The 14,386-nt window shown below is 71.7% G+C and carries 13 protein-coding genes and 1 rRNA gene; 3 read left to right on the forward strand and 11 right to left on the reverse strand.

Going from position 1 to position 14,386, the window contains the following annotated elements; genetic code table 11:
* Positions 1 to 95: ribosomal RNA gene (rrf, locus tag ACZ4E1_RS15385) — 5S ribosomal RNA — on the forward strand; the annotation flags it as partial.
* 105 nt (positions 96 to 200) lie between these two features.
* Here rrf and ACZ4E1_RS15390 read toward each other — a convergent pair.
* From ACZ4E1_RS15390 to ACZ4E1_RS15405, 4 genes are read right to left on the reverse strand one after another with little or no spacing between them, the layout of a single operon-like run.
* A complete protein-coding gene (locus ACZ4E1_RS15390; protein WP_467539606.1) occupies positions 201 to 878 on the reverse strand; it encodes a response regulator in 678 nt (225 codons plus the stop codon).
* The gene (locus ACZ4E1_RS15395; RefSeq protein WP_467539607.1) at positions 875 to 2,122 is read right to left on the reverse strand and encodes a sensor histidine kinase; all 1,248 of its coding nucleotides are present in this window, start codon (positions 2,120 to 2,122) and stop codon (positions 875 to 877) included. The genes ACZ4E1_RS15390 and ACZ4E1_RS15395 overlap by 4 nt, the downstream gene beginning before the upstream one ends.
* 49 nt (positions 2,123 to 2,171) lie before the next feature.
* On the reverse strand, positions 2,172 to 2,942 hold the full coding sequence (locus tag ACZ4E1_RS15400; RefSeq protein ID WP_467539608.1) for an ABC transporter permease: 771 nt from the start codon (positions 2,940 to 2,942) through the stop codon (positions 2,172 to 2,174).
* Entirely contained in the window at positions 2,939 to 3,871 is a 933-nt protein-coding gene (locus tag ACZ4E1_RS15405) for an ABC transporter ATP-binding protein (protein WP_467539609.1), read from the reverse strand. The genes ACZ4E1_RS15400 and ACZ4E1_RS15405 overlap by 4 nt, the downstream gene beginning before the upstream one ends.
* A gap of 106 nt (positions 3,872 to 3,977) precedes the next feature.
* Here ACZ4E1_RS15405 and ACZ4E1_RS15410 point away from each other — a divergent pair, with 106 nt between their 5' ends.
* Positions 3,978 to 4,529: a GNAT family N-acetyltransferase gene (locus ACZ4E1_RS15410; RefSeq protein ID WP_467539610.1), complete on the forward strand. Its 552-nt coding sequence runs from the start codon at positions 3,978 to 3,980 to the stop codon at positions 4,527 to 4,529.
* Positions 4,530 to 4,535: 6 nt separating this feature from the next.
* Here ACZ4E1_RS15410 and ACZ4E1_RS15415 read toward each other — a convergent pair whose 3' ends face one another.
* Positions 4,536 to 5,132, reverse strand: coding sequence for an NADPH-dependent FMN reductase (locus tag ACZ4E1_RS15415; protein ID WP_467539611.1), 597 nt, complete (start codon positions 5,130 to 5,132; stop codon positions 4,536 to 4,538).
* A 29-nt stretch (positions 5,133 to 5,161) separates the two neighbouring features.
* A complete protein-coding gene (locus ACZ4E1_RS15420; protein WP_467539612.1) occupies positions 5,162 to 6,703 on the reverse strand; it encodes an MFS transporter in 1,542 nt (513 codons plus the stop codon).
* 90 nt (positions 6,704 to 6,793) lie between these two features.
* On the opposite strand from ACZ4E1_RS15420, the gene ACZ4E1_RS15425 reads away from it, so the two are divergent.
* Positions 6,794 to 7,441 carry a TetR/AcrR family transcriptional regulator gene (locus tag ACZ4E1_RS15425; RefSeq protein WP_467539613.1) on the forward strand — a complete coding sequence of 216 codons (648 nt, stop codon included), beginning with the start codon at positions 6,794 to 6,796 and terminating at the stop codon, positions 7,439 to 7,441.
* A 47-nt stretch (positions 7,442 to 7,488) separates the two neighbouring features.
* Here ACZ4E1_RS15425 and ACZ4E1_RS15430 read toward each other — a convergent pair whose 3' ends face one another.
* The 5 genes from ACZ4E1_RS15430 to ACZ4E1_RS15450 are packed head-to-tail and all read right to left on the reverse strand — an operon-like array spanning position 7,489 to position 14,198.
* The gene (locus ACZ4E1_RS15430) at positions 7,489 to 9,069 is read right to left on the reverse strand and encodes a type IV secretory system conjugative DNA transfer family protein (protein WP_467539614.1); all 1,581 of its coding nucleotides are present in this window, start codon (positions 9,067 to 9,069) and stop codon (positions 7,489 to 7,491) included.
* Between the two features lie 2 nt (positions 9,070 to 9,071).
* Positions 9,072 to 10,487 (reverse strand): ATP-binding protein, encoded by a 1,416-nt coding sequence (locus ACZ4E1_RS15435; RefSeq protein WP_467539615.1) that lies wholly within the window; start codon positions 10,485 to 10,487, stop codon positions 9,072 to 9,074.
* Between the two features lie 27 nt (positions 10,488 to 10,514).
* Positions 10,515 to 12,074, reverse strand: coding sequence for an SCO6880 family protein (locus ACZ4E1_RS15440; protein WP_467539616.1), 1,560 nt, complete (start codon positions 12,072 to 12,074; stop codon positions 10,515 to 10,517).
* A complete protein-coding gene (locus tag ACZ4E1_RS15445; RefSeq protein ID WP_467539617.1) occupies positions 12,071 to 13,393 on the reverse strand; it encodes an energy-coupling factor transporter transmembrane component T family protein in 1,323 nt (440 codons plus the stop codon). Before ACZ4E1_RS15445 ends, ACZ4E1_RS15440 begins: the two co-directional genes overlap by 4 nt.
* Positions 13,383 to 14,198, reverse strand: coding sequence for a DUF8175 domain-containg protein (locus tag ACZ4E1_RS15450; RefSeq protein ID WP_467539957.1), 816 nt, complete (start codon positions 14,196 to 14,198; stop codon positions 13,383 to 13,385). The genes ACZ4E1_RS15445 and ACZ4E1_RS15450 overlap by 11 nt, the downstream gene beginning before the upstream one ends.
* Between the last annotated feature and the right edge of the window lie 188 nt (positions 14,199 to 14,386).

The following is a 14,386-nucleotide window of genomic DNA, read 5'->3' on the forward strand; positions in this document are numbered from 1 at the left end:
AAACGCCCGGTTACATTCCGAACCCGGAAGCTAAGCCTCACAGCGCCGATGGTACTGCAGGGGGGACCCTGTGGGAGAGTAGGACGCCGCCGAACAAATTTTGGATAAAAGGGAAACCCCGGACCGGGATACGGTCCGGGGTTTTCTGCGTTTACAGGGGTTTTTCGGCGGCCTCTTCCCGGCTTCTTTTGCGGCTTCTTCTACGGCTTCACCAGTTCCGTCTCGTAGGCCACGATCACCGCCTGTACGCGGTCCCTCGCGCCCGTTTTCGCGAGGATGCGGGAGACGTGGGTCTTCACCGTGGACTCGGCGAGGTGCAGGCGCTGTGCGATCTCCGTGTTGGTCCAGCCCTGGGCGATGACCGTGAGGATCTCGCGTTCGCGGTCCGTGAGGCCGGCGATGCGCGGGTCCTCGGCGGGCGAGGTGCCGGGGGACGCGGGGAGATGCTGGACGTAGGCGTCGAGGAGGCGGCGGGTCAGGCTCGGGGCGACGATCGCGTCGCCCGCGGCCACCGCGCGGATGCCGGCGAGGAGCTCCTCGGGGAGGGCGTCCTTCACCAGGAAGCCGGAGGCGCCGGCGCGGAGGCCCGCGTAGGCGTACTCGTCCAGGTCGAACGTCGTGAGGATGAGGACGCGCGGGCCGGGGTGCTCGGTGGTCCGGTGCTCGGCGATGATGCGGCGGGTCGCCTCGATGCCGTCCATGCCGGGCATGCGGATGTCCATGAGGACGACGTCGGGGCGGAGTTCGGCCGTGTGCCGGACGGCTTCGGTGCCGTTTCCGGCCTCGCCCGCGATGCGCAGGTCGTCCTGGCTCTCCAGGAGCATGCGGAAGCCGAAGCGCTGCATGGGCTGGTCGTCGACGATGAGGACCGAGGTCACGTGGCGGGTTCCTTCGGGGCGGGCGGGACGGGGAGCCGGGCCTGGACCCGCCAGCCGCCTTCGGGCAGCGGGCCCGCGTCAAGTGTGCCTGCGTACAAGGCGGTTCGCTCGCGCATTCCGGTGAGGCCGCGTCCACTGTGTCCGGGGGAGAGGGGCCCGCCCTTGCCGGTGTCGGTGACGGTGAGGGTCGTGCCGGAGGGGGTGTGCGTGAGGGTGACGGTGGCGGTGGCGTGGGGGCCGCCGTGCTTGAGGGTGTTGGTGAGGGCTTCCTGGGCGATGCGGTAGAGGGCGAGTTCGGCGGCCGTGGTGAGGGGGACGGCCGGGGTGCCTTCTTGGGTGAGGTCGACGGGGAGGCCTGCGGTGCGGACGCCGGTGACGAGCTCGTCCAGGTCCGCGAGGGTCGGTTGCGGGGTTAGTTCGGGTGCGGCAGGCGGGAGTTCGTCGTCCGTGTTCAGTATGTCGAGGAGGCGGCGCAGGTCGGTGAGTGCCTGGCGGCTGGTGGTGGCGATGGCGGTGAGGGCCTGGCCCGCGCGTTCCGGGTGGCGGGCGGCGGCGTAGGAGCCGCCGTCGGCGAGGCCGGTGATGACGGACAGGTTGTGGCCGATGATGTCGTGCATCTCGCGGGCGATGCGGGCGCGTTCGGTGGCGGCGGCCAGGCGGGCCTGCTGGTCCCGTTCGGTCTCCAGTTGGCGGGCGCGTTCGACGAGGGACGCCGTGTAGTCCTGGCGGCTGCGGACGGCGATGCCGAGGGCGGCGACGAGGGCGAGCGACCACAGCTGCGGGACGACCTGCATGTCCCAACTGCCCTTGGGGAAGCGGAGGACGCCGACCACGACCGGGATCATCGTGAGGGCGCAGCCGAGGAGCAGGGTGCGGGCGCGGGCGCGCAGGGCGAGGTTGAAGACTACGAAGAGCTGGAGCAGGGCGGCCTGGAGGACGGCGCCGGTGGCGCTGTTGACGACGCCGGCCGCGACCATGACGGCCAGGGCGGTCATCGGGTGGGTGCGGCGCCACAGGAGCGGGACGGACAGGGCGAGGCTGAGGAAGAGGACGAGCGGGCCCGGCACGTCGGTGTTGTGGGCGATGTTCTTCCAGCCGTCGCCCGCGTAGTCGATGAGGGCGGCGGCGACGAAGAAGCCGGTCAGGAGCAGGTCCCACACCAGAGGGTGGCGCCGGTCGTGGGCGCGCACCCGCTGGGCGGTGCGGTGCAGGAAGCGGGAGGTGCGGGGCTGGGGCGTCGTCACGGCTACTTCCTGGTCGGCCTGGTCGGCTGGGTGCGGCGGCCCAGTCTGGTCACACGTCGCGGCGCTTGAGAAGGAGCGCGGCCCCGGTGAGCGCGGTGGCGGCCCACAGGGTGAGCGTGAGCAGGGCGGTGAGCGGGGTGTTGTGGGCGGCCAGGGTGTCGATGGAGCCGAGCGCTTCGGCGGACTTGGCGGGGAAGTACCGTACGGCGCTGTCCACCACGTCGTTGCCGATCGTGCCGAGGACCTCGGGGAGGATCACGACGAGGCCGAAGAAGGCGCCGATCGCGGCCGGGATCGAGCGGCACAGGGCGCCGAGGGCGAGGGCGATGACGCTGAGCAGGGTGATGCCGGCGGCGTTGCCCGCGAGGGCGCCGAGGACGCCGGGGTCGGTGAGGGAGAGGGCCTTGTCGGTGTCGCCGAGCCAGATCTGGGCGACGAGGAACGTGACGGTGTTGACGGTGAGGGAGACGGCGAACGCGGTGGCGCCGAAGACGGCGGCCTTCGCCCACAGGACGGGCAGGCGTCGGGGGACGGCGGTCATGGTGGCGCGGACCAGGCCGGTCGCGTACTCGCCCGCGGTGACGAGGATGCCGAGGACGACGAGGCAGAGCTGGGAGAGCTGGGTGCCGAAGAGGGTGAAGACGATGGTGTCGATGTTCGCGTCGTCGCCGTCGTAGGTGGAGCCCATGACGATGCCGACGGTGAGGACGACGGTGGCGGCGAGGGTGAGGGTGAGCCAGGTGGAGCGCAGGGTGCGCAGCTTGTGCCACTCGGAGGTGAGGACGCGGCGCGGGGTGACGGTGTAGGGCGTGGCGCTCATGCGGCGGCACCGGTGAGGGCGGTGGGGGTGGTGGCCTGGTACTCGACGGTGTCGTGGGTGAGGTCCATGAAGGCCTGTTCCAGGGACGCGGTGCGCGGGGTGAGTTCGTGGAGCGGGACGGCGTGGGCGGCGGCGACGTGGCCGATGTCCCGGGCGGTGAGGCCGCGTACGTGGAGGGTGTCGGGGGCCTCGGTGGTGATGTCGTCGGCGCCGGGCAGCAGGCCGCGGAGCCGGTCGGCGTCGGGGGTGACGACGTGGACGTAGGCGGCGCCGGAGGTGCGGACGAGGCCGGCGACGGTGGTGTCGGCGAGGAGGCGGCCGCGGCCGATGACGACGAGGCGGTCGGCGGTCTGGGCGGTCTCGGACATGAGGTGGGAGGAGACGAGGACGGTGCGGCCCTGTGCGGCGAGGGACTTGAGGAGGGTGCGGATCCACAGGACGCCCTCGGGGTCGAGGCCGTTGACGGGTTCGTCGAGGATGACGGTGGCGGGGTCGCCGATCAGGGCGGCGGCGATGCCGAGGCGCTGGCCCATGCCGAGGGAGAAGCCCTTGACGCGCTTGCGGGCGACGTCGGTGAGGCCGGTGAGGTCGAGGACGTGCTCGACGCGGGAGCGCGGGATGCCGTGGGTGTGGGCGAGGGCCATGAGGTGGTGGAAGGCGGTGCGTCCGGGGTGGACGGCCTTGGCCTCCAGGAGCGCGCCGGCCTCGGTGAGCGGGGCGGGGTGGGTGACGTAGGCGCGACCGCCGATGGTGGCGCGGCCGGCGGTCGGGGTGTCGAGGCCGAGGAGCATGCGCATCGTCGTGGACTTGCCGGCGCCGTTGGGGCCGAGGAAGCCGGTGATGGTGCCGGGTTCGACGGTGAAGGACAGGTCGTCGACGACGGTCTTGTCGCCGTAGCGTTTGGTGAGGCCGTGCGCTCGGATCGTCATGGCCCCCACGGTGCCGTGCGGGGTGCGGGCGGCGCGTCGGACCGGGGCACGGAGCTGCGGAAATGCCGTAGTACCGGGGTACTACGGGCCCGTAGGGTGCCGTCCCATGGACTATGAGATCAGGGCTGTGCGGGACGACGAGTGGCCGGCGGTGCGTGAGTTGCGGCTGGCGGCGCTGCGGGACGAGATGGCGCCGGTGGCGTTCCTGGAGACGTACGAGCAGGCGGTGGAGCGGCCGGACGGGTACTGGCAGGACCGGGCGCGGAACGCTTCGCAGGGCGAGGGGGCGCGGCAGTTCGTGGCGGTCGGGCCGGACGGCCGGTGGGTGGGCACGGTGGTGGCGCTGGTCGAGGAGGCGGGTGTCGACGACTTCTTCGGGCGGCCGGTGGCGCAGCGTCAGGTGCAGCTCGTCGGGGTGTACGTGCGGCCGGAGGCGCGGGGGATCGGGGTGACGGAGGCGCTGTTCGAGGCGGCCGTGGCGTGGTCGCGGGGGCTTGAGGGGCTGGAGCGGGTGCGGTTGCACGTCCACGAGGACAATCCGCGGGCCGCAGGCTTCTACCGGAAGTTCGGTTTCGTGCCGACCGGAGGGGCCGTCCCGAACACGGGGGATCCCTCCAAGTCGGACTTCGAGATGGTGCTCGGGGAGCCGGGGGCGTAGCGGGCCTCAGCCGTAGGGGCGTTCGGCGCGGGCGGTGCGCAGGGCGTGGGCCCACCAGTCGAGCTGGCCGAGCAGGGCCTTGGCGGCTCCGGCGGCGCCCTGCGGGTCGTCGGCGGGGCCGCCGGGGGTGAAGTGGTCGGCGGTCGCGCGGTGGAAGCTGACGCCGTCGCGGACGGTGGTGCAGTGCAGTTCGGCGAAGACCAGGCGGAGTTGCTCGACCGCGCGCAGGCCGCCGGCGACGCCGCCGTAGGAGACGAAGCCGACGGGCTTGGCCTGCCATTCGGTGTGGTGCAGGTCGATGAAGTGCTTCAGGTGGGCGGGGAAGCTGTGGTTGTACTCGGGGGTGATGACGACGTAGGCGTCCGCGTCGGCGATGCGGCCGGCCAGGTCGGCCTGGTCCGGGGTGCGCTGGTGGCCCCAGCTCGGGTGGTGGTCGGGGAGGTCGAGGTCGGCCACGTCGATGACGTCGAAGTGGGTGTCGGGGGCATGGGTGCGGGCCTGGGTGATGAACCAGTCGGCGACGGTGGGGCTCAGGCGGCCGTCTCGGGTGGAGCCGATGATGACGGCGGTGCGCAGGGGGGTGGTGTTCGGGGTCGTGTTCATGGTGCGGGCTCCTTCTTGCGGGTGGTCGGTTACGGGGTTGTCGTGGAGGGCGCTTGATCGGTGCGCGGTGCTGAGGGCTGGGCCCACCGCTGTGCGGAAGGCCTGCCCGCAGCCGGGGAACGGGACAGAAGTACGGAGGTCAGGGCGGCCAGCGCTGTCATCAGGGCTGTGATCGTCCACAGGGCCACGTGCCAGGCCGCTGTGAAGGCGAGGGCGTGGCCGCCCGCTCCCGCCGTGACGCGGGCCGCCGTGTCGGGTGAGCCGATGCGGGATTCCAGGGCGGACAGGAGCAGGGCGCCGAAGACGGTGAGCATGACGGCGCCGGTGCCGCCGCGGACGGTGTTGAGGAAGCCGGAGGCCATGCCGACCTCGGACGCGGGGACCATGGACAAGGCCTGGGCGTCGACGATGCCGATGGACAGGCCCTGGCCCGCGCCGATGGTGAGCAGAGGGCCGGCGAGCCCGGCGACGGAGATGCCCGGGTGGAGCGTGGTGAGCCAGGCGTTGCCCGCGGCGATGAGCAGCAGGGACAGGACCAGCAGGTGCCGGGCGGGGACGCCGCGGTTGACGAGGCGGGCGCCGAGCGGGGGCAGGGCGAGGACCGGGACGGTCATCAGGAGCAGGGTCAGTCCGGCGGCGCGGGCCGATGCTCCGCTCGCGCCCTGGAGGTAGGTCGGCAGGAAGGTGAGGGCGCCGGTGGTGCCCGCGCCGAGTCCGAAGGCGCCGACGGCCCAGCCGGCGAAGGCGGGGTTGTGGGCGAGCCGGATGTCGAGGATCGGGCGGCGGCCGGAGCCGAGGACGTGCCGCTCGGTGCGGACGAAGGCGAGGAGCAGGGCGAGCGCGAGGGCGCCGGGGAGCAGGGCCTGCGGGGAGGTCCAGCCGGACTTGGAGCCCTGGGTGACGGCGAAGAGGGCGAGGGCGAGTCCGGCGATGAAGGTGGCGGCGCCCGCCTTGTCGACCCGGGGGCGGACGTCGGCCCGGGACTCGCTCATCAGGCGGGTGCCGATGAGGATGACGGCGCCCACGGCGGCGTAGGACAGGAAGCCGGCGCGCCAGCCGACGGCGTCGACGAGCCAGCCGGAGAAGGTGGGGCCGAAGGCGAGGCCGAGGCCGGCGGTGGTGCCGAGGGAGGCGAAGACTCGGGTGCGGGCGGGGCCGGTGAAGGTGGCGGCGAGCAGGGAGCCGCCGGAGGCCATGACGCCGGCGGCGCCGATGCCGGACACGATGCGGGCCGCGTCGAGGAGGAGGACGTGCGGGGCGAGCGCGGAGGCGAGGGTGCCGGCCGTGTAGACGGCGGCGCCGAGGGTGAGGACGCGGCGGCGGCCGTGGAGGTCGCCGAGCGAACCGGCGACCAGCATGCAGGAGGAGGCGGCGAGGAAGTAGCCGACGACGACCCATTGCAGGGCGGTGCCGGAGGCGTCGAGGTCGGCGCCGATGCGGGGCAGGGCCACGGTGGTGCCGGACATGGCCATCGGCAGGGTGAGCATGCCGAGGAGCACGACGATCAGGGTGAACGTGGGGCGGTTGCCGCCGACTTCGCGGGCCGCCGAAGCCTGGGGTTCGGTTGCCATGCCGGTAAAGTACAACCGTGGTTGTAAGAAGTGCAACCATCGTTGTACCTAGGTCGGCGGGCCTAGGCTGTACGGGAACGGAGGCCGGGCATGACGGAACAGGTACGGCACAAGGGCGGCGGCGGCACGCTGGAGAAGCGGCAGGCGCTGCTGCGCGGCGCGCGCACGGTCTTCGGGCGCGAGGGATACACGCGGGCCGGCATCGACGAGATCGCCGCCGAGGCCGGCGTCTCCACCCGCACCCTCTACAACCACTTCGGCGGCAAGGCGAACCTGTTCCGCGAGGCGCTCCTCGACAGCGCCGCCGCCGTCACGGCCGCCCATGTCGCGGTGATCGAACGGCACTTGACCAAGGTGACCGACGTCGAGGAGGACCTCCTCGCGTTCGCCCGCGAGTGGATGGGCCGCCGTACCGACCACGACGCGCACATGCGCCTGGTCCGCCAGATCATCGCGGAGGGCAACCGGCTGCCCGCCGATGTCATCGAGGAGTGGCAGCGCATCGGCCCGCGCGCCGTCACGGAGGCCGTGCGCGAGCGACTTGCGGCACTCGGCGCGCAGGGCCTGCTGCGCATCGCCCCCGGCGAATCGACGGAGGCCGCCCGCCACTTGATGCTGCTCGTCGTCGGCGGCGTCACCACGGACACGTTCTTCGGCGTCGTCCCGATGTCCGCCGAGGAGCTGGACGCCCGCGTGGCCAGCGCTGTCCGCACCTTCCTGAAGCTCTACGGGGTCTGAGGACTCCGGCTCCCCTTCCGGCCCCCTCCGGTCCCCTGCGAACGCCTTCAGCCGACCGGCAGTTCGGCGTCCGGCCAGCGGGTGCGGGCCTGCTCGCGCGAGCGCAGCAGCGCCAGGGTGACCAGGCCCCGGTCCGTGCCCGAGGACAGCAGCTCGGGGAGCTGCGGAAGCGGGGCGACCGCGGCGACGTCGTCCAGGACGAGGGTCATTGGTGGGTCGAGCCGGCCGGCGGGTGACCTTGCGGCCATGCGGCGGCCGTGCTCGACCACGCTGGAGGCGAGTGCCGTCAGGAGCGGCATCGCACCGGGGTGTTGCCTGGGGTTCTCGATGGGTTCACCCACCACATAGAGCGTGCCCCCTTCGTCCACGAAGGAATCCAGGACGAGGGAGTCGGCCCGGTTCGGCGTGCAGGCCTCGCGGACATGCACGGAGAACAGGGCGGACAGGGCGCGGGCCGTCAGTTCCTGTGCCATGTCGCGGCGTTCGGGGTGCGAGGTGAGCGCGGCCTCCAGCTCGCCGGCCGCGCCCGAGGCCGCCTTCGGGTTCGTCCGCAGGATGCGGACCGCGTCCTGGACCTGGGTGCCCTGGGCCCAGCGGTGCACATGGCGGAACGGTTTGCCTTCGGCGGCGGCCGCGTGGAGGTAGCTGCGCAGCAGGGTCTCGGCGGTTTCCGCCAGCGTGGAGTCGAGCTTCGCGGTGGGCCGGACGGGGGCGAGGAGCGCTGCCGCGCGGGCCGCCGCCGTGTCCTTGTCCTCGCAGCGGGATGCCGGGTTCCAGTGGAGGCGGGCCGGGGTGTCGCACAGGTGGGAGGGGTCGTAGACGAGGACGGGGCCGAGTTTGGCTCGGGCGTCCTTGGTCTCCTGCCAGATTTCGGGGGACGAGGTGACGATGAGGGCTGCGCCGGGTGCGTCTTGGATGGCCTGAACCGCTTCGGTGCGGCGGGTTGTTGCCGGGCCCAGCAGGAGGGGGCCGGTTGTTCTGGGGGGTGGGACTGTGGTCGAGGGTGGCGTGTGCTCGGTGGGGGTCTCGTTCACCGGTTCGGCCGGTGGGGGCTGGTCGCGCCCCGCGACGGAGTCGCTGATCGGAACAGCCCCGCGCCCCTTCAGCGTCTGCCATGTCGCGGTTTCGTCTTCGTCCACCGCCGGTGGGGGTTGATCGCGCAGTTCCCCGCGCCCCTTACGGGGCTTCTCATCGCGCCCCGCGACGGAGTCGCTGATCGGAACAGCCCCGCGCCCCTTACGGGGCGCCTCTGCTCGGCGGCTCTTTCGTACTGCCCGCCACCTCGTGAACGTGCCCGCTACGAAGATGGTCAGGACCACCAGGATCAGGACCTGGCTGATGAGGAGGCCCCAGACGAGGCCGTAGCCGGAGAGCTGGGACTTCGGGGTGGACGGCCAGGCCGCGGGGATGTCGTGGGGGGCCGTGATCAGGGCGCGGAGGGCCGGCGGGGTGTGGCCGAAGGTCACCCCGTCCGGCCAGGCGCCCTTCGCCAACAGGCCCGCGAGCCCCGTCGCCGACCACACCAGGACGGTCATGCCGAGCACGAACGCCAGGACACCGATCAGGAGGCCGTCCGGGACGCCGCCCCCGCGCCGCTGCTCCTCGCGGCGCTCGTAGCTCTCCCGCATCGTCACGCCACCGTGGACTCGGACGCGTCGCCGAGGCGCTGCTCGACGAAGGCCGCGGCCCGCTCCTCCGCCTCCAGTTCCGCCGCGCGCATCGCATCGTCGCCGAGGAGTTCGTTCGACGACTCGGTCATGGCGCGGTCGGTGAAGACGAGGGGGCGTTCCGTCTCGGTGACGAGGTGTTTGACCACCTGCACGTTGCCGTTGACGTCCCACACGGCGATGCCGGGCGTGAGCGTCGGGATGATCTCGACGGCCCAGCGGGGCAGGCCGAGGACCCGGCCGGTGGCGCGGGCCTCGTCGGCCTTCTGGGCGTAGATCGTGCGTGTCGAGGCCATCTTGAGGATCGCGGCGGCCTCCTTCGCGGCGGCGCCGTCGACGACGTCGGACAGGTGGTGGACGACCGCGACGAAGGACAGGCCGAGACGGCGGCCGAACTTCAGCAGGCGCTGGAACAGCTGGGCCACGAACGGGCTGTTGATGATGTGCCACGCCTCTTCGACGAGGAAGATGCGCTTCTTGCGGTCCGGGCGGATCCAGGTGTGCTCCAGCCACACGCCGACGATCGCCATCAGGATCGGCATGGCGATGGAGTTGCGGTCGATGTGGGACAGGTCGAAGACGATCAGCGGCGCGTCGAGGTCGATGCCGACCGTCGTCGGGCCGTCGAACATGCCGCGCAGGTCACCGTCGACGAGCCGGTCCAGAACCAGGGCGACGTCCAGACCCCAGGCCCGTACGTCGTCTATGGCCACGTTCATCGCCTCGGCCGACTCCGGCTCGGGGTGGCGGAGCTGCTCGACGATGTCCGTGAGGATCGGCTGCCGGTCGGTGATGTGGTCGGTGACGTAGGCGTGCGCGACCTTGAGCGCGAAGCCGGAGCGCTCGTCGAGGCCGTGGCCCATCGCGACCTCGATGATCGTGCGGAGCAGCGCGAGCTGGCCCGTCGTCGTGATCGCGGGGTCGAGCGGGTTGAGCCGGATGCCCATGTCGAGGGCGGCCGTCGGGTCGAGCCGGATGGGAGTCATGCCCAGCTCCTGGGCGATGAGGTTCCACTCGCCGACACCGTCCTCGCCCTGCGCGTCGAGCACGACGACCTGCCGGTCCTTGAAGCGGAGCTGACGCAGGACGTACGTCTTCTCCAGCGCCGACTTGCCGTTGCCGGACTCGCCGAGGACCAGCCAGTGCGGCGCCGGGAGCTGCTGCCCGTACAGCTGGAACGGGTCGTAGATGTACCCCTTGCCGGAGTACACCTCGCGCCCGATGATCACGCCGGAGTCGCCGAGGCCGGGCGCGGCGGTCGGCAGGTAGACGGCCTGGGCCTGGCCCGTGGAGGTGCGCACGGGCGCCCGGGTCGTCTCCACCTTTCCGAAGAGGAACGAGGTGAACGCGTCCGTGAGGAGGGACAGGGGGTCACGCATCGGGAGCCTCCATGGGTGACGTGTGACCTACCTTCGGATGCCGGTCGCGAAGGGCAATGTGTTCACGAACGCCCGGTGGTGCTCACGGTCGCACCACTCCAGCTTCAGATAGGACTTGCCGGCCGAGGCCCGGATGGTCCGCTTGTCGCGGGCCAGCGCGTCCGGGTTGCGGGAGGAGACGGTGATGTAGCCGACCAGGTTCACGCCGGCGGCGCCGCTGGCCAGGTCCTCGCCGCGCTGGTCGAGGCGGCCGTGCGCGGCGATGTCGCGCGGGTCGACCGTGCGGTTCATCTTGGCGGCGCGGGACGCCTCCGCCTCGTCGTTCGTCTTCTCGGTGAGCATCCGCTCGATGGCGATCTCGGTGGGCTCCAGATCCATGGTCACGGCCACGGTCCGGATGACGTCCGGGGTGTGCACGAGCAGCGGCGCCAGGAAGTTGACGCCCACCGGCGTCATCGGCCACTCCTTGACCCAGGCCGTGGCGTGGCACCAGGGGGCGCGGGTCGACGACTCGCGGGTCTTGGCCTGGAGGTACGTCGGCTCCATGGCGTCGAGCTCGGCCGGCCAGGCGTTCCGCTTCGTCATCGCCTGGATGTGGTCGATGGGGTGGTCCGGGTCGTACATCGAGTGGATGAGGGAGGACAGCCGGCTCTGGCCGAGCGGCTGGCGGACCCGGATGTCGGCCTCCTGGAGGCGCGAGCAGATGTCGGTCAGCTCGCGCGCCATGACGACGGCGAGGCCCGCGTCCCGGTCGATCTTCCTGCCGCCGTGGGGACGGGTCGCCCGCGCCATCGCGTTGGCCTCCGCGGCCAGGTCGCGGGTGTAGTGCATGCAGGCGACGAGGTAGGCGCGGTGCTGCTCGCTGCTCGTCGACACCATGGACTGGAGCTGGTCGTACGAGCCCTGCAGCCAGCCGGGGGCGCCGGTGTCGCCGCGCAGGACGACGTCCTTGGCGTGCGCGTCCGGGTCGGCGGGGAGCGTACGGGCCAGCATCTGGAGGCGGGTCACGAAGCCGTCGCCGTTCGCCACGTGCTTGAGCAGGGTGCCGAACCGGTCGACGAGCGCCTCCTGGTCCTCGGAGTCGCGCAGGCCGACGCCGGGGCCCTCGATCTCGATCGCGGCGGTCACCGTGCGCCGGTCGGCGTGCAGCAGCACCGCGATCTCGTCCGGCCCGAACGGCGCGGCGAGCCAGGTCAGCCGGCCGATGCCGGGCGGCGGCCCGATCTCGACCTCACGCCCGTCGAGCCGGGTTCCGGCCTCCATGGTGCGCGAGCGGTAGGCGGTGCCGCGCTTGAGGTGCCGCTTGTAGCTGCGGTTGATCTCGAACCACTTGTAGAACGTGCGGCCCTTGTACGGGACGTACACGGCGGCCAGCGCCAGCAGCGGGAACCCCATGAGGAGCACGATGCGCAGCGACAGGACGGGGACGAGCAGGCCGCACATCATGCCGAGGAACGCCCCGGCGATGATCAGGAAGAGCTCGCCGGACTCGCGGTTGCGCCCGACGATCGCGTTGGGGCGGGCGCGCCCGATCAGATACGTACGGCGGGGCGTGACCGGAGGGGACACATGGGACTGGGTCGTCAACGCCCTGCACCTCCTCGGGGTTTGCTGGTGTTGCCGGTCCCGCTACGGCCTGCGTGCGGGGTGTTCGTGGGGCTCGTACGGGGCGGTGGTGCGGCGGAGGGGACAGTTCCGCCGCCGCCCCCGGCGGCCGGGCGACTGCTGTGCGCGGCCACCCCGCCGGACACGGGGTTGGAGGGGCGGGCCTGGCCTGCGCCGCCGCCTCCGGAACCGCCGCTGTCCTGACGGGTGCTGTGGGTCTTGATGCCCTGCGAGACGAGCGCGGCGGGCGAGGACATGACCGCGGCGGCCTTGCCCTCGGCGCCGCGCATGATGCGGTTGTTGCGTACGTTCGCCATCTCGTCGCCGAAGCCCGGGACGAAGCGGTAGATCATGCCGCTCGCGAAGATGGCGAGCAGCACGATGGCCAGTCCGGAGACGACGGCGGCGAGCGAGTCGGGGCCGTCCTTGCTGGTCGACAGCGCGCCGGCCAGGCCGAGCACGATCACGATGACCGGCTTCACCAGGATGATTGCGACCATGATCCCGACCCAGCGGCGGACGTGGCCCCACAGGTTCTTGTCGACGAGCCCCGAGTAGACGACGACGCCGAGCAGCGCGCCCACGTAGAGGAGCACGGCGCGGAGATAGAGCTCCAGGTAGAGCACGCCGGCCGCGAGGATCGACACGAGCGAGACGACGATCAGCATGATCGGGCCGCCGCCGATGTCGTCACCCTTCTTCAGGGCCTCGGAGAAGGTCCCGAAGAACGCGTCCGTCTGATTGCCCGTCGCTTTCGCGAGCACGTCCGTGACCCCGTCGGCCGCCGATACGACGGTGTAGAGGATCAGCGGGGTGAACGCCGAGGCGAGCACCGTCAGCCACAGGAAGCCGATGGCTTCCGACAGGGCGGTGCTCAGGGGGACGCCGCGGACGGCCCGCTTGGCGACGGCGAGCAGCCAGAGCAGGAGGGTGAGCACCGTCGACGCGGCGAACACCACGGCGTACTGCTTCAGGAACTCCTGGTTCGTGAAGTCGACCTCGGCGGTCTTCTGCACGGATTCGCTGAGCTTGTCGACGGTCCAGGAGGCGGCGTCGGCGCAGCCCTTGGCGAGGCTGGAGAGGGGGTCGAGGGGGCTGGTGACGTCGGGGGTGATGGCTCCTCCGCCGCCGCCTCCGCCGCCGCCCTTGTCGTCCCGTTCGCAGTACTTCTTGGCGGGGCCGACGATGAGGTCGCACTTGTCCTCGGGCGCGGCGACGGCACGCGACGACAGGAGGACGAGTGAGGTCTGTACGGCGGCGAAGGCGCCGCCGAGCTTGAGAACGAGGCGGCTACCGGGCATAGGTGAAGCCTCCGTACTCCTCGACGGCCTTGGAGATCTCGTCGGCCGTCGAGACCTTGTTGTCGCCGTTCACGGGGGACGGGCCGTCCTTCTGGGAGAAGCTCTCGACCTTCCAGTCGCCGCCCACCCAGCGCAGCTTGAGGGTCATGGTGAACCAGTCGTTCGTCACCGGCGTCTTCGATCCCTCACCAGCGGTGCCGAAGGCGCCGGTGCACCAGACCGCGACGGTGGCCGCGTCGGCAGCGTAGGACGGGGTCTTGGTGCCGACCGGGACGGTGCGGGACACGTACGTCTGGCCGGGGGCCGGGTTGCCGTTCTCGTCCAGGCCGACGTTGCGCAGGAAGTCCTTCGAGTACGCCTTGTCGAACTGGGACCGCAGCGCGGGGACCTTGTCGGCGACGAAGAGCCGATCGAGGATGGCGCCACGCTCACCAGGCTTGAGGATGTCCGCCGAAACGAGCTGAACCGCGTAATTCGCAGCCGCCGACTGAACACCCTGCCGGTCGTGCGCGAACCCGGAATCCACGGGCTTCGTCCCGCTCGCGGCCGTCGGGGCCGCACCCGCGCGGGGCCCGGACGAGCCGTCACCCTCGTCCGAGGACCCGCCGTCCCCACGGTTGGCGAACGCGATCGCCGCGATGAGCAGCACCACGACCCCGACCACCGTCACGAGGGAACGGGACGACGAGCGGCCCGGTCTGCGCGCCCCGCCGTAGACGTCCCCGGAACCCTCGGGGAGCCGCGTGCGGGTCTGCCCCGTCCCGCCGTACAGATCGTCGTCGTCCCGCCGTCCGTCGGCACTCACTCGGCCCACGCCCCCTCACCCTCTCGCACGTACGCGACCGCATACGCGTACGCATACGACGGTAGCCGTGCCGGTTCGCGCGCGGGCGCGGTGTGGTGACTGGACATCAGGGGACGCAACCTCAGCCGGTGGGTACGACAGGACGGATGGGGACGGGGACAGGAGAAGTAACCGGCGGGAACCGGGCC

The sequence above is a fragment of the Streptomyces sp. NPDC025806 genome, assembly GCF_055558275.1.

What these genes read in the sequence shown, in the direction of transcription:
- ACZ4E1_RS15430 (WP_467539614.1), bottom strand. Translation starts at nt 9,069, where the DNA reads ATGCGGGAGAGCTACGAGCGCCGCGAGGAGCAGCGGCGCGGGGGCGGC.
- ACZ4E1_RS15410 (WP_467539610.1), top strand. Translation starts at nt 3,978, where the DNA reads ATGGACTATGAGATCAGGGCTGTGCGGGACGACGAGTGGCCGGCGGTG.
- ACZ4E1_RS15425 (WP_467539613.1), top strand. Translation starts at nt 6,794, where the DNA reads ATGACGGAACAGGTACGGCACAAGGGCGGCGGCGGCACGCTGGAGAAG.
- ACZ4E1_RS15415 (WP_467539611.1), bottom strand. Translation starts at nt 5,132, where the DNA reads ATGAACACGACCCCGAACACCACCCCCCTGCGCACCGCCGTCATCATC.
- ACZ4E1_RS15400 (WP_467539608.1), bottom strand. Translation starts at nt 2,942, where the DNA reads ATGAGCGCCACGCCCTACACCGTCACCCCGCGCCGCGTCCTCACCTCC.
- ACZ4E1_RS15420 (WP_467539612.1), bottom strand. Translation starts at nt 6,703, where the DNA reads ATGGCAACCGAACCCCAGGCTTCGGCGGCCCGCGAAGTCGGCGGCAAC.
- ACZ4E1_RS15405 (WP_467539609.1), bottom strand. Translation starts at nt 3,871, where the DNA reads ATGACGATCCGAGCGCACGGCCTCACCAAACGCTACGGCGACAAGACC.
- ACZ4E1_RS15445 (WP_467539617.1), bottom strand. Translation starts at nt 13,393, where the DNA reads ATGCCCGGTAGCCGCCTCGTTCTCAAGCTCGGCGGCGCCTTCGCCGCC.
- ACZ4E1_RS15435 (WP_467539615.1), bottom strand. Translation starts at nt 10,487, where the DNA reads ATGCGTGACCCCCTGTCCCTCCTCACGGACGCGTTCACCTCGTTCCTC.